The organism is Mycobacterium sp. RTGN4, assembly GCF_033804635.1.
Lineage (GTDB): Bacteria > Actinomycetota > Actinomycetes > Mycobacteriales > Mycobacteriaceae > Mycobacterium.
In genome coordinates this window covers 239517-258596 of record NZ_JAPZLB010000008.1, presented here as the reverse complement: position 1 = coordinate 258596, position 19080 = coordinate 239517, and the positions used below count along the sequence as shown (strand labels likewise).

Here is a 19080-nt window from a genome sequence, read left to right as displayed (position 1 = left end):
TTGTTCGTGTGACACGTCCACGCCCTTCCGCCGGCCCAGTGATGGCCGGTGCGGTTGATCTCTCGGTCCTCAAGCAGCCACCCGCTTCGCCCGACGGGCCAGCTGGCGGTGGCACCATTTCTGGGGGTGTGGAAGTCACCGAGGCCAACATCGAAGCCGAGGTGCTGGCCAAGTCCAATGAAGTGCCGGTCGTCGTGCTGCTGTGGTCACCGCGAAGCGCGCCCAGCCTTGAGTTGGGCGAGGACCTGGCCGCGTTGGCCAACGCCGACGGCGGCAAGTGGACGCTGGCGACGGTCAACGTGGACACCACGCCGCGGGTGGCTCAGATGTTCGGCGTGCAGGCCGTCCCGACGGTCGTTGCGCTGGCGGCGGGGCAACCGCTGGCCAGCTTCGAGGGTGGGCAGCCTCCTGAGCAGTTGCGCCGCTGGGTCGACTCGCTGCTGAACGCGACGGCAGGCAAGTTGAGCGGCGGACCGGAGGACGCGGCCGAAGAGGTCGACCCCGAATTGGTGCAGGCGCGAACGTATCTCGACGACGGCGACTTCGACGCGGCGCTGACCGCTTACGAGGCAATCCTCGAGGCCAAGCCCGGGCATCCCGAGGCCAAGGGTGCAATACATCAGATCGTCTTCCTCAAGCGCGCGACTGCGCAGCCGCGGGACGCCGTCGCGGTCGCCGATGCCGCGCCCGGTGACATCGACGCCGCGCTCGCGGCCGCCGACGTGCAGATGCTTCAGCAGGACGTCGCCGGCGCCTACGACCGGCTGATCGCATTGGTCAAGCGCACCGCGGACGACGATCGCACCACCGTACGCACGCGGCTGATCGAGTTGTTCGACCTGTTCGACCCGGCCGATCCCGCAGTCATTGCCGGCAGGCGCAACCTCGCCAACGCGCTGTACTAAGGCCGGCGGGGTCGGGCTAGGCGGGCTCGAACCAGAGTGCGGCCAACGGCGGCAACACCATTACCGCCGATGCGGGCCTGCCGTGCCAGGGTTCGTCGACTGCCTCGACCGCGCCGTAGTTGCCGATTCCTGCGCCGTTGTAGACGTCGGAGTCGGTGTTGAGCACCTCGCGCCACGTCCCCGTGTGCGGGAGTCCAAGTCGGTATTGACCGTGTTCGGAGCCGGAGAAGTTGAACACGCACGCCATGATCGAACCGTCGTCACCGAAGCGCAGGAAGCTCAACACGTTGTTGGCGGAATCGTTCGCGTCGATCCACGAGTAGCCGTCCGGTGTGCTGTCGCGTGACCACAGTGCGCGTCGCGTTCGGTAGACCTCGTTGACGTCGCTCACCATGCGTTTGATGCCGCCGGAGAAGCCGTTTTCGCCCAGCTGGAACCAGTCCACGCCGCGCTCCTCCGACCATTCCGCGCGCTGGCCGAACTCCTGGCCCATGAACAGCAACTGCTTGCCAGGGTGCGCCCACTGATAGGCGATCAGGCCGCGTAGCCCGGCCGCCTTCATGTGGTCGTTGCCCGGCATGCGGTCCCACAGCGTGCCCTTGCCGTGCACGACCTCGTCGTGGCTGATGGGCAGCACGAAGTTCTCGCTGAACGCATACAGCAACGAGAACGTCATCTCGTGATGGTGGTAACTGCGGTGGATGGGATCACGCTCGATGAACGCCAGCGTGTCGTTCATCCAACCCATGTTCCACTTCATCGAAAAGCCAAGCCCGCCAAGGTTGGTCGGGCGGGTGACCCCTGGCCAGGACGTCGACTCCTCGGCGATGGTCACGATGCCGGGCGTGACCTTGTGGACGGTGGCGTTCAACTCCTGCAGGAATTGCACGGCCTCGAGGTTCTCGCGTCCGCCGTAGATGTTGGGCGTCCAACCGTCGGCTGGACGCGAGTAGTCCAGGTAGAGCATCGATGCGACGGCGTCCACGCGCAGCCCGTCGATGTGAAACTCCTGCAACCAATACAGCGCGTTGGCCACCAGGAAGTTGCGCACCTCGGGGCGGCCGAAGTCGAACACGTATGTGCCCCAGTCGAGTTGCTCGCCGCGCCGAGGATCGGAGTGCTCGTAGAGCGCGGTGCCGTCGAACCTACCCAGCGCCCAGGCGTCCTTCGGGAAGTGTGCAGGCACCCAGTCGACGAGCACGCCGATGCCGGCCTGGTGCAGACGGTCGACCAGGTATCGAAAATCGTCAGGAGTTCCCAACCGCGACGTAGGCGCGTAATACGACGTGACCTGATAGCCCCAGGATCCGCCGAACGGATGCTCTGCCACCGGTAGCAATTCGACGTGTGTGAAGCCCTGCTCGACGACGTAATCCGTGAGCTCCGTGGCTAGTTCGCGGTAGCTCAGGCCGGGTCGCCAGGACATCAGGTGCACCTCGTAGGTGCTCATCGGCTCGAAGACCGGATTGCGCAGCGCGCGTTGCGTCATCCAGTCGGCGTCACTCCACGTGTAGTCGCTTTTGGTGACGCGCGAGGCTCTTTTGGGTGGCACTTCGGCGGCGAACGCCATCGGGTCGGCCCGCTCGGTGACGACGCCGTCCGCACCATGCACGCGGAACTTGTAGAGCCCGTCGGTCGGGAAGTCGGGCCAAAACAGCTCCCACACCCCCGCAGAGCCGAGCGTGCGCATGGGAGCCCCGGTGCCGTCCCAATGGTTGAAGTCACCAATCAGGCTGACTCCCTTGGCATTCGGCGCCCATACGGCGAAGGTCACGCCGTTGACCACACCGTCGGCCGTGGTGAAGCTGCGTGGGTGTGCGCCCAGCACTTCCCAGAGCCGTTCGTGGCGGCCCTCGGAGAACAGGTGCAGGTCCACCTCACCAAGACTGGGCAGGAAACGATATGGGTCGGCCGCGGTGATCACGGCGCCGTCGTCGTAGCTCACTTCGAGTCGGTAGTCGATCAGGCCGGTGAACGGAACGGCGACGGCGAAAACGCTGGATTCGACGTGGGAGAACGGGTAGCGCTCGCCTCCGATGAGCGCGACGACTTGCTTGGCCCACGGGCGCATGACGCGGATGACGGTGTGGTCGCCGTACTCGTGTGCACCCAGGATCGAGTGCGGGTCATGGTGCACCCCGGCGAGGAGTCGTTGCAGCGCAACAGCATCCGGCCGCATGTGGTCGCTGGTGATGTCGGTGCGGGTCATGCAGTCATTCCCTCCGCAGCAGTTCGAGCCGCTTGTCAGATGCGATCTGCGGCATGTTCAGGATGTGGGCGACGGACCTGACCGGGTCGAGTCGGACGTAGTTCGACTGACCCCACTGGTATTCGTCGCCGGTGATTTCGTCGCGGACCCAGAACCGGTCATACGGTTCCAGCCCCAGCTCGGCCATGTCGAGCCAGATGGTGGCTTCCTCTGGGCCGAAGGCGTTCAACGTGACCACCACCAGTACACAGTCGCCGGTGATGGGATCGAACTTGCTGTACGCGAGCAGCGCGTCGTTGTCGATGGTGTGGAACTTGATGGTCCGCAGCTCACTGAGCGCCGGGTGCAGCCGACGAATCTCGTTGAGCCGCGTCAGGAACGGCTCCAGCGAGGCGCCGCTGGCCAGCGCAGCCTCGAAGTCGCGGGGCCGCAACTGGTACTTCTCGGAGTCGAGATACTCCTCGCTGCCTGCACGTACGGCCTGGTGTTCGAACAACTCGTACCCGGAGTAGACGCCCCATTCCGGACTCATCGTCGCGGCCATCGCTGCGCGGATGGCGAACATCCCGGGGCCGCCGTGCTGCAGGCTCTCGTGAAGGATGTCGGGCGTATTGACCCAGAGGTTCTGCCGCGCGTAGTCGGCGTGCTCCGCGATCGACTCACCGAACTCGGTGAGCTCCCACTTGGCGGTGCGCCAGGTGAAGTACGTGTAGGACTGCGTGAAGCCCAGCTTGGCCAGCCCGAAGAGCCGGGCGGGCCGGGTGAACGCCTCGGCCAGGAACAAGACGTCGGGATCGTCGTTCTTGACTTCGCCGATCAGCCAGGCCCAGAAGTTGGGCGGCTTGGTGTGCGGGTTGTCGACCCGAAAGACCTTGACCCCGTGCGAGACCCAGAACCGCACGACCCGCAGCACCTCTAGGTAGAGGCCGGCCGGATCGTTGTCGAAGTTGATCGGGTAGATGTCCTGGTACTTCTTGGGTGGGTTCTCTGCGTAGGCGATGGTGCCGTCTGGCAACACGGTGAACCACTCGGGATGCGCCTTGGCCCACGGATGGTCGGGTGCGCACTGCAGGGCCAGATCGAGTGCGACCTCGAGGCCCTGGTCACGCGCGGCGCCGACGAAGTCGTCGAAGTCCTCGATGGTGCCCAGCTTGGGGTGCACCGCGTCGTGCCCACCCTTTTCGCTGCCGATGGCCCACGGTGAGCCCACGTCCTTGGGCGAAGCGGTGACGGTGTTGTTCTTGCCCTTGCGGTGAACCTTGCCGATCGGGTGGATGGGGGGCAGGTAGACGATGTCGAAGCCCATCTTCGCGATGCGGGGCAGGGCCTTGGCCGCGGTCGCGAACGTGCCGTGGACGGCGACTCCCTTGCCGTCCCAGCCGCCGGAGGACCGCGGGAACATTTCGTACCAGGCGCTGAAGCGGGCCAGCGGGCGATCGACCCACACTCCGTATTGCTCACCACGCGTGACCAATTCGCGCAACGGATACTTGGCAAGCAGCTCGGCCAGTTCGGGTGCCAGCGCTGCGCCCACCCGGGTGAACGGATCGCCGGGCGCGCGCAGCTTTGCGGCGGCCTCGATGAGTGGATGGCGCTCCTGGCGCGGCGCCCCGGTCGCGGCCCGTTCGAGGAGTTGCGCGCCGACCAGGAGGTCGTTGTTCAGCTCGGACTCGCCCTGGCCGGCCTCGAGTTTGGCGGTGACGTTCTTGCGCCACGTGGCCAGCGGATCGCCCCAGCCGTCCACCCGGTACGTCCATAGCCCGACTGCGTCGGGAATGAAGTGGCCGTAGAGCACGTCGGGGGTTACCCCGGGTGCCATCGGCAGCGACTGGGGCCTGCGCGCCTTCGCGGGCGCGCCGACGACCTGTTCGATCGGCACCGCCTCCACCTGCGGCGCGGCACCGACGGGCGCCTTCGCCAGCCGCGGATAGGACGGACCGTGGTACCGCACCACCAGCGTGGCCGACAGTGCGTCGTGGCCTTCCCGCCAGACCGTCGCGGTGACCGGAACTACCTCGCCGACCACGGCCTTGGCCGGATATCGCCCACCGGAAACCACGGGCGCGACATCATCGATCTCGATACGACCGGCCACTACCCACTCCTCACGCTCGCGGCTCGCGTCCGCGTGCTGTCGTCGTTTCGTTTCAAGCCCGTTTCCAGGCCGCGTGGCGCCTTATACCCACCGTAGTGGCCGGCTCAACCAAGCGTGGCCGATGCACTGGTCACAATTCACATTGCGCAGTCCGTAAGGTGAATTCGTGTGATGGCCCGATGAAAGCTCTACGCCGGTTCACCGTCCGCGCCCATCTGCCGGAGCGACTTGCGGCGTTGGAACGCCTTTCGGTGAATCTGCGGTGGTCATGGGACAAACCGACTCAGGACCTGTTCGCCACCATTGATCCCGACCTGTGGGCGCACTTTGGATCCGACCCCGTCGCGTTACTCGGCGGGGTGAGTCCCGGGCGTCTTGACGAGCTTGCCGTCGACGAATCCTTCCTCGGTCGGCTCGACCACCTGGCCGGTGAGCTCGACAATTACCTGAGCAGGCCGATGTGGTACCAGGAACAGGTTGCCAACGGCATTCCGCTACCGACGGGCATCGCGTACTTCTCGATGGAGTTCGGCGTGGCCGAGGTGCTTCCGAACTATTCGGGCGGGCTGGGCATCCTGGCTGGCGATCATCTGAAGTCAGCATCCGACCTCGGGTTGCCGCTGATCGCGGTCGGGTTGTGGTACCGGTCCGGCTACTTCCGCCAGTCGTTGACGGCCGACGGGTGGCAGCAGGAGACCTACCCGGCGCTGGACCCCCAGGGGTTGCCGCTGAGGCTGCTGGCCGACGAATCTGGCACGCCGTTGCTGGTGTCGCTGGCCATGCCGGACCACGCCGAGCTCAAGGCTCGCGTGTGGATCGCGCAGGTCGGTCGAATCCCGTTGTTACTCTTGGATTCCGACATTCACGAGACCGAACACGACCTGCGTAGCGTGACTGACCGGCTGTACGGCGGCGACCAAGAACACCGAATCAAACAGGAGATTCTGGCGGGTATCGGCGGGATCCGGGCGCTTCGCGCATTCACCGCCGTGGAGGGGTTGCCGGAGCCGCAGGTGTTCCACATGAACGAGGGTCACGCCGGCTTCCTCGGGGTGGAGCGCATCCGCGAGCTCGTCACCGACGGCGGGTTGGACTTCGACACCGCGCTGACTGTGGTGCGCTCGAGCACGGTGTTCACCACCCACACTCCGGTACCCGCGGGGATCGACCGCTTCCCGGTGGACATGGTCGAGCGCTACTTCGCGAGTGCGCCCGATGGTCCGTCGGCAGCGACGTCGCGCCTGGTGCCCGGTGTTCCGCTGGACCGCATCGTCGCGTTCGGCGCGGAGGACGATCCGTCGAAGTTCAACATGGCCCACATGGGGCTGCGGCTTGCGCAACGCCACAACGGGGTGTCGCTGCTGCACGGCCGGGTGTCGCGCGGCATGTTCAACGACATGTGGCCGGGCTTCGACGAGTCGGAGGTGCCGATCGGGTCGATCACCAACGGCGTGCACGCACCGACGTGGGCGGCGCCGCAGTGGATCGAACTGGCGCGCGAACTCGTCGGCGAAGACCTCGGTTCGCTGAGCGAGGCGGACACGTGGCAGCGGCTTCAGCAGGTCGACCCAGGCCACCTGTGGTGGATCCGCTCGCAACTGCGCGAGCTCCTGATCGGCGACGTCCGCGCGAGGGTGCGTCGTTCCTGGCTGGAGCGCGGGGCGTCGGACGCGGAACTGGGCTGGATCGCAACGGCTTTCGATCCCAATGTGCTGACCATCGGATTCGCGCGGCGAGTGCCGACCTACAAGCGGCTCACGTTGATGCTGCGCGACCCGGAGCGGTTGGAGCGGCTGCTGCTCGACGAGCAGCGCCCGTTGCAGCTCATCGTGGCGGGCAAGTCGCACCCCGCCGACGACGGCGGTAAGGCCCTGATCCAGGAAGTGGTGCGGTTCGCGGACCGGCCGGAGGTGCGCCACCGCATCGCGTTCCTCCCTGACTACGACATGTCGATGGCGCGGTTGCTCTACTGGGGGTGCGACGTGTGGCTCAACAACCCGTTGCGGCCGCTGGAGGCATGCGGAACGTCGGGCATGAAGAGCGCGCTCAACGGCGGGCTCAACCTGTCGATCCGCGATGGCTGGTGGGACGAGTGGTACGACGGCGAGAACGGCTGGGAGATCCCCACGGCAGACGGACTGGCCGACGAGTCCCGTCGCGATGACCTGGAGGCCGCGGCGCTGTACGACCTGCTCGAGAAGTCCGTGACACCGAAGTTCTACGAACGCGACGATCACGGCATTCCCCGGCGCTGGGTGGAGATGGTGCGCCACACGCTGCAGGTACTCGGTCCGAAGGTGCTGGCCTCGCGGATGGTGCGGGACTACACCGAGCAGTACTACGCGCCCGCCGCGCAGTCGCTGCACCGCACCATCGAACCGGTCGACGGAGTGCCGTTCGGGGCCGCCCGCCAACTGGCCTCCTACTGTGAACGGGCCAGGGACGCGTGGCCGAAGATCCAGATCACCGACGTCGACAGCTACGGGCTTCCCGATACTCCGCTGCTCGGGTCGGAGTTGACCCTGACGGCCACGGTCCAACTGGCCGGCCTTGCGGCCGCCGAAGTGGTGGTCCAGGCGGTCGTCGGCCGGGTCGATGCCAGCGATGCTCTGCTGGAACCGCAGACCGTGCGCATGGCACACACCGGGACGTCCGACGGTGGCAAGGAGGTGTTCTCGACGACGACGCCGCTTCCGGTGGCCGGACCCGTCGGTTACACCGTGCGGGTGCTCCCGCACCATCCGCTGTTGGCGGCCGACAACGAGTTGGGGCTCGTCACACTCGCGTGAGCCGCATTCTCGAAGTCGCCGTCGACGGCGGGCCCTACGCGTTGACGGCGGGGCCCGACGGCGCGATGTGGGTGACCCTCGTCCACGGTGGCGCGATCGCGCGAGTGGGCCTCGACGGGTCCTTGCGGGTCCATCCCGTTGCCCCCGACGCCAAGCCGTCGCTCATCACCGCGGGTCCGGACGGTGCGTTGTGGTTCACCCGCGCAGGTGACGACCGCATCGGCCGCATCAGCACCGCCGGTGAACTCTCGGCATTTGAATTGACAAGTGGCAGTGCGCCATTCGGCATTACCACCGGCCAGGACGGCGCGCTGTGGTTCACCGCGATGGGCTCGGGGTGGATTGGGCGGATCACCGTCGATGGCGCGGTCTCCCAGGAGGCCGTCGTGGGCGGCATGCCGTCGATGATCACCGCTGGGCCCGACGGCGCGTTGTGGTTCACGCTGAATCAGGCCAACGCAGTTGGCCGGTTGGACCCAGCGGGCGGCGTCACGATGAGGAAGCTGCCGACGCCGAATGCCGGGCCCGTCGGCATCGCCGCGACGCACGACGACGCGGTGTGGTTCACCGAAATTCGCGCCGAGCGGCTCGGACGGATCCCTATGAACGACGCCATTCAGGAAGTCGACCTGCCGGGCAAGCCGCACGCGGTGGTCGCAGAGCCGACCGGCGGAGTGTGGGTCAGCCTGTGGGGCGCCGATCAGATCGCCAGGGTAAGCGCGGACGGCGACGTCGACACGATCGACCTTCCCGCTGGTAGCGAGCCACACGGGCTCGCCATCGGACGCGACGGCGCGTTGTGGGTGGCGCTCGAGGCCGGTTACGTGTTGCGTCTGCCGACGGCCTCTGATTGACGCCGTTTCGCAACATTTCGGGTTAGGGGTGTCGCCCCGGCGGGGACCTTTTCGCGGGTTATCTTCCGAATATCGTCACGTTCAGGGGGTCTGCCATGCCATTTCGCTGTGCCACCCTGCTGACGGTGTGCGTCGTCGCCGGCGCGCTGAGTGCCCCGGCGGCCTCGGCGGATCCCGAACCGTCACCCGTGATCGAACCCGTCGCGGCACAGCCGATGCCAGCTGGCGACGGCCGAGTTCCGTCGCCACCGGCCCAGACGATCAACACGCCTGACGGCTGGACCTTGTCGCTGTCCGCGAAGGACGAGACGCAGGTCGCCAACGCCCCGCTGACGACTGCGCTGTCATCGCGTGAGTACGTCGTCGGCGGCATGTACGACGGCACCCTGCGGGGACCCGATGATCCCGAAATCCCCCGCGGCACAATGGAGGTCGGCTACCAGATCGGCTGTGGCATCGACATGAGCACGTCGAACGGCGTCTCGCTGACCGGCACCATGGGCGTCACGCCGTCGGTCGGGCTCGGCGGCGTGGACGTCGCATCGCCGCTGCCGGAGGGGTTGTTGCCGGTGTTGTCGACTCCCGTCAGCGGCGGCGTCACGGTCGGCTTGAAACCCGGCCTCATCAACATCGTTCCGGTGACCAAGAAGCAGTACGAGGGCTTCGACCCCTGGGTGATGATCAGTAACTTCCACGTCAAGATCGACGGCTGCGTGGGCCAGTCGTTCATTCGGTCGTATGCGTTCCTGACCCGCTCGACGAAGATGTCCGACGCGATCGTGGCGTACTACGGCGAGACCAAGGTCGTCTAGCGTTTTCGGCGCGCATTTCCGGGGTGAGTCCCGAAAAGCGCGCCGAAATCGCAAAGGGGAGTGGGCTAGGCGAAGCGCTTGAAGCAGCGCTCCTCATTGCCGAGCACACCGATGCGGAACGCGTCGATGCGCGAGAAGCCCGATGGCACCGTGTCCCCGTTGACGTCACTGGCCGCGTACCCATTCACCAGCAGCCCCGAGACTGCCTCGTCGACGTCACCCGCCGTCAGCGTGATGGTGGTGCCGTCTGGCGTCGTCACTCCCGAGGTCATCTTGGCGGTCGCGACCCCGGTGAGACAGGCGGTGCGCAGGGCGGTCACGGCGTTGTCGAGTGCACCGCCACGCTGGTGCTGCAACGCCGTCATGAAACGCGACACCACGACGGAATACCCGGTGTTGTCTCCGGTGGCCATCCCGTGCTCGCCGTCATCGGGCTTGGAGCCAAGCTTCTGTAGCGCAGGTAGGTCGACCAGGATGGAGTTGTTCGAAGGGCAATAGACCGCGGGCGCTTTGCTATTCGAGTCCGGACAGTGGGCACCCTCGGGGTCGAAGACGAGCGCAGGGGGACGTGGTGGGGCGAACGCGGTGTCCATCGCGGCGACGATGTCCCGCACCGAGTTCTCGGTGATCTCCACCTCGCCAGTTTCGCGCTCACGCAACAGCACCGGTAGGTCGCCGCGACGCTGATCGATCTCGGCCTGGTCGATTGCGGCGCAGGACGACGCTCCGTCGGTGAAGCCGAACTGGAATGCAGAGACCCGCTCGAACGCCGAGCCATGGGGATTGGCAACGGTTTCGGTGTCCTCCTCGTTGAGCAGCGGGTCGCGAAACTCGATCATCGCGGCGAGCAGATTGTTCAGCCCGTCAGCGGTGCTCAGCGTGAAGCGCGGCGAATTGCCTTCGGCCACCCATCGCATGTAGACGCCGGCCAGACAGTCCGCCTGTTGTTCGGCGACCAGGGTGGTGGTCTTCTTGTTCGCGATGCCGGCCTGGCGGGCTACCGCGTGGCCGTATTCGTGAGCCAGCACCATGCTGACGGCCATGTCGCCATTGGCGGCGCGCAAGGACGGCATCAGTTCGCCGCGGTCCCAGCCGATCGTGTTGTCCTCGAGGCAATAGCCGGCGTTGACCAGGCCCACGGTGTCGCCGCCACAGAATTCGGAGTTCGTGCCGTTGGAGTCCCATGACAAGACCTCGTCGACGGGCTTGAAGTCGCCGTGGAACGTCTGGCCGTACGCATCCGCCCAGAACTCTTCGATGTCGCTGACGGAACTGGCCCCGAACTCGTCGACCTCACCGCCGTCGGTCCCGATGACGACCCGCGACGGTGCCGGCGCGTCAGTGCGTAAACCGGTGTCACCGTTGACCGCAGGCATCCCGGCGACCTTGAACGGGTCGGCGAATATCGAGACCGGTTTGCCCGCAACGGTCGACGAGCACGCCGAGCCGAGCATGGCGGCACATGCCGCGAGCGCGAGAGCGGCAAGGAGTCTGGAGCGCATGACGGCCGCCCCCTTCGGTATTTCGTTAGATCGTACTGAGGCTTTGGCGCACGTCAGCCGATTCGATACCTCATGCCGAGCGCAGCCGCTCCAACGCCTTTCGGACCTGGCCTGCGTCCGTGGTGGGCCAGAACGGCGGCAGCGACGCCCGTAGGTATCCCGCGTAGCGGGCAGTGGCCATCCGGGAGTCGAGCACGGCGACGACACCCCGGTCATCGACGCGGCGCAGCAGCCGTCCGGCCCCCTGGGCGAGAAGCAGCGCGGCATGGCTGGCGGCGACGGCCATGAAACCGTTGCCGCCGCGCGCGGCGATTGCCCGCTGCCTCGCGGTGATCAGCGGATCGTCGGGGCGCGGGAACGGGATGCGGTCGATGATCACCAGCGACAGCGACGCGCCCGGTACGTCGACGCCCTGCCACAGGGACAACGTTCCGAACAGCGAGGTGGCGTCGTCCTCGGCGAAGCGCCGGACCAGTGCCGAGGTGGTGTCCTCGCCCTGGCACAGAACGGGCGTCTCGAGCCGTTCGCGCATCACCTCGGCGGTTGCCTTGGCTGCGCGCATCGACGAGAAGAGCCCGAGCGTGCGCCCGCCGGCGGCCTTGATGAGCCCCTCGATCTCGTCGAGTTGCTCGGTCGACCCGGCACTGTCGCGCCCGGGCGGTGGCAGATGGGCGGCGACGTAGAGGATGCCCGACTTCTCGTGCGCGAACGGCGAGCCGACGTCGATCCCGCGCCATCCCGGCGCTGCGTCGTCGTCGGCGCCCGCGGTGAGTCCCCACGCACGCGCCATCGCGTCGAACGTGCCGCCGATGGTCAGCGTCGCCGACGTGAGAATCACCGTCGAGCGTTCGAACATCCTGCCGCGCAGCAGGTTTGACACCGAAAGCGGCGCCACCCGTAGCACGGATCGTCTGCCCGCCGAGCCCCCGCGGACCTCTTCATGGTCGAGCCACACCACATCGCTGCGGTCGGGAATGGCGGGGCCGAACGACGTCAACACGCGCGTCGCCGTGTCGCTGACGTCGGACAGCGCGGTGACCGCCTCGTTGCGTGCGGCAGCGGCCTTGGGGTCGGTGGGGGCGGTGTCGATGGAGGAGCGGACGCGATCGGCGGCGTCGCGAAGCGCGGTCAGGTAGGTCGCCAGCTCGTCGTCGAGGGCGTCGATGCGGCCGGGTTCGGCGTCGTGGATCGCCGAGGAGAACGTGGCGATGACGGCTTCTAGACGTTGTGCGAGTTCGGGTTCGACGAGCCTGCCCACGCGGCGGTGGGCGGCGCCAAGCGAGCTGGCGGTCAGTTCGCCGGTGGCGACGCTGGTGACGCGGTCGACGAGTTCGTGCGCCTCGTCGACGACGAGCAGGTCGTGTTCGGGCAGCACGTTGACGTCGGCGATGGCATCGATGGCGAGCAGCGCGTGGTTCGTCACGACGACATCGGCGTGGCCGGCCTTGTCGCGGGCCTTCTCGGCGAAGCAGTCGGTTCCGTATGGACAGCGGCTGGCGCCGAGGCATTCGCGGGCGGAAACGCTGACCTGGCCCCATGATCGGTCGGGCACACCAGGCACGATTTCGTCGCGGTCGCCGGTTTCGGTGTCCGACGCCCATTCGGTGAGGCGCTTCACGTCACGGCCGATGGCCGTCGTCGCCACCGCGTCGAATAGCTCCTCTTGGGACGCGTCATCCGGCTCGGCACTGGCGCCGTTGTGGATCTTGTTGAGACACAAGTAGTTACTGCGTCCCTTGAGCAGTGCGAAGTCGGGCCGGCGTGGCAGGGCCGGGGCGAGAGCGTCGGCGAGCCGGGGGAGATCCCGGTCGACCAGTTGGCGCTGCAGCGCGATGGTCGCGGTGGACACCACGACGGGCTGGTGGGTGATGATCGCCCGCGCGATCGCAGGCACCAGGTAGGCCAACGACTTGCCGGTGCCGGTGCCCGCTTGGACAGCGAGGTGCTCGCCGGACTCGAAGGCATGCTCGACGGCTTCGGCCATCTCGACCTGGCCGGTGCGTTCGGTGCCACCGAGCGCCGTGACGGCGGTGGCGAGCAATTGGGTGACGCTGGCGGCGCCAGCGGAAGCATCGGTCAAAGTGCCTGCCTTGGAGCGACAGCGCCGTCGATGTGCACGATGTCTAGTGTGCGGGCCGGGCCGACGAAACCATGCGGGTGCGGATGGCCGGCTCGCCCCGCGACAGCTTCAATCCGTCCCAGGGCAGGCTGCGCAATCCGGCGGCGACCAGCTTGCGCGCCGCCGCCATGTCGAATTCGGCGACGGGCGAACCTGCCCTGACCAGCGGCACCGACAGTGCGTGGGCGGACAGGCCGGGCGGTTCGGCAGCCGGTTCGTCGAACGGGTGGACGACTTCTTCGACGACGGTTCCCGTCGACTTGGCCAACCGGTGGGCCTGCTTGCGGCCGCCGTGGGATTCCTTGTGGGCACTGCGCTTCTCGACGGGGATGCCGTCGACCTCGACGAGCTTGTAGACCATGCCCGCCGTCGGCGCACCGGACCCGGTGACCAACGACGTGCCTACCCCGAAGCTGTCGACGGGCGCGGCCTTCAGCGTCGCGATCGAGAACTCGTCGAGGTCACTCGACACGACGATCTTCGTGTTGGTCGCGCCGAGGCCGTCGAGTTGGGCGCGGACCTGGTGGACCAGGACGCCGAGGTCGCCGGAGTCGATGCGGACCGCGCCGAGTTCTGGGCCGGCTGCCGCGACGGCATTGGCCACTCCGGTCGTGATGTCGTAGGTGTCGACGAGCAGCGTTGTTCCGACCCCGAGTGCGGCGACCTGCGCGCGGAATGCGGCGGGCTCGTCGGGCCCGTCGGCGGTGGCGTGAAGAAGCGTGAACGCGTGCGCGCTGGTGCCAAGTGCGGGTACCCCGTAGCGGCGCTGCGCCTCAAGGTTCGACGAGCCCGCGAACCCGGCCAGGTAGGCGGCCCTGGATGCGGCGACCGCGGCTTGCTCGTGGGTGCGCCGGGAGCCCATTTCGATCAGTGTCCGGCCCTCTGCCGCGCTCACCATCCGGGCCGCCGCCGAAGCGATGGCGCTGTCATGGTTGAAGATCGACAGCGCCAGCGTCTCGAGGATCACGCTCTCGGCGAACGTGCCGCGTACCGACAACACTGGCGAGCCAGGAAAGAACAACTCGCCCTCTGCATATCCGTCGACGTCTCCGCTGAACTTGTAGTCGGCCAGGTAGCTCATGGTGTCCGGATCGAGGAAGTCCTCGAGCATGGCCAGTGTGTCGTCGTCGAACCTGAACTGCGGCAACGCTTCCATGAACCGGGCCGTGCCCGCGACGATTCCGTATCGGCGGCCCTCCGGTAGGCGCCGGGCAAACACCTCGAACGTGCTCGACCGGTGCGCGGTCCCGTCGCGAAGGGCGGCGGCGAGCATGGTCAACTCGTACTTGTCGGTGAGTAGCGCCGTGGTCGCATACTCCTTGAGCAAGCGGTCGTCGGTGGTCACACTGGCAACCGTAGCCGTTCGCGATGCGCATACTGCCCCGACTATTCTGGCCACATGGTTACCCCAGCGCGGACCCGTCCGGGAACTCGCGAGGAGCGTTCGGTCGCGACCGCCGACAAAACCGACAGTCCCTGGGTAACCATCGTCTGGGACGACCCGGTGAATTTGATGTCGTACGTGACCTACGTCTTCCAGAAGCTCTTCGGATACAGCGAGCCCGACGCCACCAAGCTGATGCTCGAGGTGCACCACGAGGGCAAGGCCGTGGTTTCCTCGGGTAGCCGCGAATCCATGGAGGTCGACGTGACGAAGCTCCACTCCGCAGGCCTGTGGGCCACTATGCAGCAGGACCGCTGAATAGTCGTGCGCAAGTGGAAGCGGGTCGACACCGCTGAGGGCCCCCGCTTTCGTTCGGCACTCGCGGCGCATGAGTCGGCGCTGTTGCGCAGTCTGGTCACGTCGCTGCTCGACATGCTCGACGACCGCGAAACATCTTCGCCCACAGATGAACTCGAAGAGTTAACCGGGATGAAGACGGGCCATTCGACGCCGCCGACCGACGATACGATGAAGCGGCTGCTTCCCGACTTCTATCGTGCGCAGACCGACCACCCGGCTGGTTCGGGCACGGCGGAGAGCCTCAACAGTGCGCTGCGCAGCCTGCACGAGCCGTCCATCATCGACGCCAAACGCGAAGCGGCCCAACGCCTGCTGGACACCCTCCCGACCGCGGGCGGCAAGTTCGAACTCACCGAGCCCGACGCGCACTGCTGGGCCGCGGCGGTCAACGACGTCCGCCTTGCGCTTGGCACGATGCTCGAGATCAGCCCCACCGGACCCGAGCGCCTGCCCGAAGAACATCCGATGTCGGGCCACCTCGACGTCTACCAGTGGTTGACGGTGTTGCAGGAGTACCTGATCGTCGGCCTGATGGACAAGCGCTCATGAGCGATTTCGGCGTGCTGGGTCGCGCTCACCGCAACTGCGCACGCCGAAATCGCGAAAAGGGTGGGGCATGAGCGGCTCCATCACCGACGTCTCCGGCATCCTCGTCGGGCACCACCACAGACTCGATCCCGACGCCACCTTGGGCAGTGGCTGGGCGTGCGGGACCACCGTCGTGCTGACCCCGCCTGGCACCACGGGCGCGGTCGACGTTCGTGGTGGGGCGCCGGGCAGCCGCGAGACCGAGCTCCTGGATCCGTCGAACAGCGTGCGCTATGTCGATGCGGTGGTGCTTACCGGCGGCAGTGCCTACGGCCTGGCCGCGGCCGATGGCGTGATGCAGTGGCTCGAGCAACACGACCGCGGCGTGGTGATGGACGGAGGGGTGGTCCCGATCGTTCCCGCGGCGGTGATCTTCGATCTTCCGGTCGGCGGTTGGCAGTGCCGCCCGACCGCCGAGTTCGGGTATCAGGCGGCGGATGCGGCCGGAGTCGTCGTCGAAACGGGCACCGTCGGCGCCGGCGTTGGCGCGCGCGCAGGCGTGCTCAAGGGTGGGCTCGGCACCGCGTCGATCCGGCTCGACGACATCGGGGTCACGGTCGGCGCGATCGTCGCCGTCAACTCGGGAGGCAACGTCGCCGACCCAGCCACGGGGCTGCCATGGCAGGCCGATCAGATCGCCGAGTTCGGGCTGACCGCCCCACCCGCTGATGAGCTCGATGCGTTCCGCGCCCGCGACTCCGAACTGTCGCCGCTGAACACCACGATCGCCGTCGTCGCCACCGATGCGCTGTTGAGCCCGGCGGCCTGCAGACGCGTCGCCATTGCCGCTCAGGACGCGTTGGCGCGCACCATCAGGCCCGCACACACCCCGCTGGACGGCGACACCGTTTTCGCGCTGGCCACGGGCGCCATCGAAGTCGCCCCGGCCGCCGACACCCCCGCCGCGATGTCGCCGGAGACCAAACTGACCACCGCCATCGGCGCAGCCGCGGCCGACTGTCTGGCCCGCGCCGTGATGGTCGGCGTGCTGGCTGCCGAGTCGGTCGCCGACATACCGACCTACCGCGACATGTTGCCCGGAGCGTTCACCGAGGAGGGCCCGGCGCGTGGGTGACCGTGAACCGAGGAAGGAGCCGTGACGTGCTGGTGATCCGCGGTGATTTGGTCGACGCCATGGTCGGCCATGCGCGCGCCGACCACCCCGATGAAGCGTGCGGCATCATCGCGGGCCCCGAGGGCTCCGACCGTCCGGAGCGATTCATCCAGATGCTCAACGCGGAGCGGTCGCCGACGTTCTACCGGTTCGATTCTGGCGAGCAGCTCAAGGTGTGGCGTGCCCTGGACGATGCAGGCGAAGCCCCGATAGTCATCTACCACTCGCACACGGCCACCGAGGCCTACCCGAGCCGCACCGACATCTCCTACGCCGCCGAGCCGGACGCCCACTACGTGCTCATCTCCACCCGGGAACCCGACGACCACGAGTTGAGGAGCTATCGCATCGTCGACGGCGTCGTCACCGAGGAACCCGTCACAATCGTCGAGCAGTACTGAATCCGAAGGAGCCCGCCACCATGCCCGTTTCTGTGTCCATCCCGACCATCCTGCGCACCCACACCGGCGGCGAGAAGCGCGTGACCGCCTCCGGTGACACGTTGCAGGCGGTGATCAGCGACCTGGAAGCCAACCACCCCGGCATCACCGAGCGAATCGTCGACGGCGACAAGCTGCACCGCTTCGTCAACATCTACGTCAACGACGAGGACGTGCGGTTCTCCGGCGGACTGGCCACCGAAATCGCCGACGGTGACGCGGTGACCATCCTGCCCGCCGTGGCCGGAGGCTGAGGTTGGCCCGCTACGAGTCGCTCATCGAAGCGCTCGGCAATACCCCGCTCGTCGGCCTGCAGAACCTCTCGCCGCAATGGGACGAGAGCCCAGCAGGCCCGCACGTGCGCATCTGGGCCAAGCTCGAGGACCGCAACCCGACCGGTTCGATCAAGGACCGGCCCGCGCTGCGCATGATCGAGCAGGCCGAGCGCGACGGGCTGCTTGCACCCGGCGCGACCATCCTGGAGCCGACGAGCGGCAACACCGGGATATCTCTTGCGATGGCGGCCCTACTGAAGGGCTACCGAATGATCTGCGTGATGCCCGAGAACACCTCGATCGAACGGCGTCAGCTGCTCGAGTTGTACGGCGCGAAGATCATCTACTCCCCGGCCGAGGGTGGGTCCAACACCGCGGTGGCGCAGGCGAAGGCGCTCGCCGAGGAGCATCCCGAGTGGGTGATGCTCTACCAGTACGGCAACCCGGCCAACAGTGCCGCGCACTATCACGGGACGGGTCCCGAATTGCTCGCCGACCTTCCCGAGCTCACCCACTTCGTCGCGGGACTCGGCACCACCGGCACGCTCATGGGCACGGGACGGTACCTGCGCGAGCACGTGCCGGACGTCCAGATCGTCGCGGCCGAGCCGCGCTACGGCGAAGGCGTGTACGCACTGCGCAATATCGACGAGGGCTTCGTGCCGGAGCTGTACGACCCCGAGATCCTCACGACTCGCTTCTCCGTGGGGTCGTTCGACGCGGTCAAGCGAACCCGCGAGCTGGTGCAACGGGAGGGCATCTTCGCGGGCATCTCGACGGGTGCGGTGCTCCACGCCGCGCTTGGCATGGCCACCAAGGCACGCAAGGCCGGGGAACGTGCGGACATCGCATTCGTCGTCGCAGACGCTGGTTGGAAGTATCTGTCGACCGGTGCGTACGCCGGTAGCCTGGATGACGCGGAGGATGCGTTGGAAGGGCAGCTATGGGCATGAGTGGACCAGGGTTGACCCCGACTGTCGAGCCGAAGAGGCCGGCCACCTGGAAGGTCGGCGGGGCCACGATCCTCGGTCTCGTCGCGTTGATGTACGTCGTCGAGGCGGTTGACGCATTCCTGCTGCACGGCCGACTCGATTACGACGGCATTCACCCGCGTGAGTTGGACGGGCTCTGGGGCATTTTGTGGGCGCCGTTGTTGCACGGCGGCTGGGATCACTTGAACGGCAATGCCCCCTTCGCCCTCGTGCTTGGTTTCCTGATGACGCTCATCGGCATGGGCCGGTTCGTCGCCGCCACCGCGATCGTCTGGATCCTCGGTGGTCTTGGCACTTGGGTGATCGGTAGCGCGGGTTCCACGATCGGCGCGTCTGGCCTAATCTTCGGCTGGTTGACGTTCCTCATCGTGTTCGGGTTCTTCACCCGCCAGGTGTGGCAGATCGTCGTCGGAATCATCGTGTTCTTCGTGTACGGCAGCGTGCTGCTGGGCGTGTTCCCCGGCACGTTGGGGGTGTCCTGGCAGGGGCACCTTTGCGGGGCGATCGCGGGCGTCGTCGCCGCGTATTTGCTTTCCGGTCGGGAGCGCAAGGCTCGGGTGCGACGCAAGGCGGGCGTGCCGCCGCAGCTCGCCGCATGAGCTTTGCTAAACCACGATTCCAATGAGGTGTCCGCCACATGCA

At 67.0% G+C, this 19080-nt stretch carries 16 protein-coding genes; 11 read left to right on the top strand and 5 right to left on the bottom strand.

Annotation, left to right across the window (positions count from 1 at the left end):
• Window positions 1-8: 8 nt before the first annotated feature.
• Entirely contained in the window at window positions 9-905 is an 897-nt protein-coding gene (locus SLQ30_RS19390; RefSeq protein ID WP_319447762.1) for a tetratricopeptide repeat protein, read from the top strand.
• Between the two features lie 16 nt (window positions 906-921).
• On the opposite strand, the gene glgB is transcribed toward SLQ30_RS19390, so the two are convergent.
• Window positions 922-3114, bottom strand: coding sequence for a 1,4-alpha-glucan branching protein GlgB (glgB, locus tag SLQ30_RS19385; protein WP_319447763.1), 2193 nt, complete (start codon window positions 3112-3114; stop codon window positions 922-924).
• A gap of 4 nt (window positions 3115-3118) precedes the next feature.
• Window positions 3119-5209 (bottom strand): alpha-1,4-glucan--maltose-1-phosphate maltosyltransferase, encoded by a 2091-nt coding sequence (locus tag SLQ30_RS19380; RefSeq protein ID WP_319447764.1) that lies wholly within the window; start codon window positions 5207-5209, stop codon window positions 3119-3121.
• A 179-nt stretch (window positions 5210-5388) separates the two neighbouring features.
• Between SLQ30_RS19380 and glgP the strand changes: the two genes are divergently transcribed.
• The 3 genes from glgP (at window position 5389) to SLQ30_RS19365 (ending at window position 9664) form a co-directional block, all read left to right on the top strand.
• Window positions 5389-7998, top strand: coding sequence for an alpha-glucan family phosphorylase (glgP, locus tag SLQ30_RS19375; protein WP_319447765.1), 2610 nt, complete (start codon window positions 5389-5391; stop codon window positions 7996-7998).
• Window positions 7995-8852 (top strand): virginiamycin B lyase, encoded by an 858-nt coding sequence (locus SLQ30_RS19370; protein ID WP_319447766.1) that lies wholly within the window; start codon window positions 7995-7997, stop codon window positions 8850-8852. The genes glgP and SLQ30_RS19370 overlap by 4 nt, the downstream gene beginning before the upstream one ends.
• Window positions 8853-8947: 95 nt before the next feature.
• Window positions 8948-9664 carry an MspA family porin gene (locus SLQ30_RS19365; protein WP_319447767.1) on the top strand — a complete coding sequence of 239 codons (717 nt, stop codon included), beginning with the start codon at window positions 8948-8950 and terminating at the stop codon, window positions 9662-9664.
• Window positions 9665-9729: 65 nt separating this feature from the next.
• On the opposite strand, the gene SLQ30_RS19360 is transcribed toward SLQ30_RS19365, so the two are convergent.
• From SLQ30_RS19360 to SLQ30_RS19350, 3 genes are all read right to left on the bottom strand, one after another.
• Window positions 9730-11166 carry a neutral zinc metallopeptidase gene (locus SLQ30_RS19360; protein ID WP_319447768.1) on the bottom strand — a complete coding sequence of 479 codons (1437 nt, stop codon included), beginning with the start codon at window positions 11164-11166 and terminating at the stop codon, window positions 9730-9732.
• Between the two features lie 70 nt (window positions 11167-11236).
• Window positions 11237-13246, bottom strand: a complete 2010-nt coding sequence (locus tag SLQ30_RS19355; protein ID WP_319447769.1) for an ATP-dependent DNA helicase — start codon at window positions 13244-13246, stop codon at window positions 11237-11239.
• 43 nt (window positions 13247-13289) lie between these two features.
• On the bottom strand, window positions 13290-14630 hold the full coding sequence (locus tag SLQ30_RS19350) for a nicotinate phosphoribosyltransferase (protein ID WP_319447770.1): 1341 nt from the start codon (window positions 14628-14630) through the stop codon (window positions 13290-13292).
• Window positions 14631-14684: 54 nt separating this feature from the next.
• Between SLQ30_RS19350 and clpS the strand changes: the two genes are divergently transcribed.
• From clpS to SLQ30_RS19315, 7 genes are all read left to right on the top strand, one after another.
• Window positions 14685-14987: an ATP-dependent Clp protease adapter ClpS gene (clpS, locus tag SLQ30_RS19345; RefSeq protein ID WP_319447771.1), complete on the top strand. Its 303-nt coding sequence runs from the start codon at window positions 14685-14687 to the stop codon at window positions 14985-14987.
• A 6-nt stretch (window positions 14988-14993) separates the two neighbouring features.
• Window positions 14994-15578 carry a DUF2017 domain-containing protein gene (locus tag SLQ30_RS19340; protein ID WP_319447772.1) on the top strand — a complete coding sequence of 195 codons (585 nt, stop codon included), beginning with the start codon at window positions 14994-14996 and terminating at the stop codon, window positions 15576-15578.
• Between the two features lie 67 nt (window positions 15579-15645).
• Window positions 15646-16692, top strand: coding sequence for a P1 family peptidase (locus SLQ30_RS19335; protein ID WP_319447773.1), 1047 nt, complete (start codon window positions 15646-15648; stop codon window positions 16690-16692).
• A 59-nt stretch (window positions 16693-16751) separates the two neighbouring features.
• Window positions 16752-17132: a M67 family metallopeptidase gene (locus SLQ30_RS19330; protein WP_319447990.1), complete on the top strand. Its 381-nt coding sequence runs from the start codon at window positions 16752-16754 to the stop codon at window positions 17130-17132.
• Window positions 17133-17152: 20 nt separating this feature from the next.
• On the top strand, window positions 17153-17425 hold the full coding sequence (locus SLQ30_RS19325) for a MoaD/ThiS family protein (protein WP_319447774.1): 273 nt from the start codon (window positions 17153-17155) through the stop codon (window positions 17423-17425).
• A 2-nt stretch (window positions 17426-17427) separates the two neighbouring features.
• Window positions 17428-18399, top strand: a complete 972-nt coding sequence (locus SLQ30_RS19320; RefSeq protein WP_319447775.1) for a cysteine synthase — start codon at window positions 17428-17430, stop codon at window positions 18397-18399.
• Window positions 18390-19037 (top strand): rhomboid family intramembrane serine protease, encoded by a 648-nt coding sequence (locus SLQ30_RS19315; RefSeq protein WP_319447776.1) that lies wholly within the window; start codon window positions 18390-18392, stop codon window positions 19035-19037. The genes SLQ30_RS19320 and SLQ30_RS19315 overlap by 10 nt, the downstream gene beginning before the upstream one ends.
• Window positions 19038-19080: the final 43 nt, after the last annotated feature.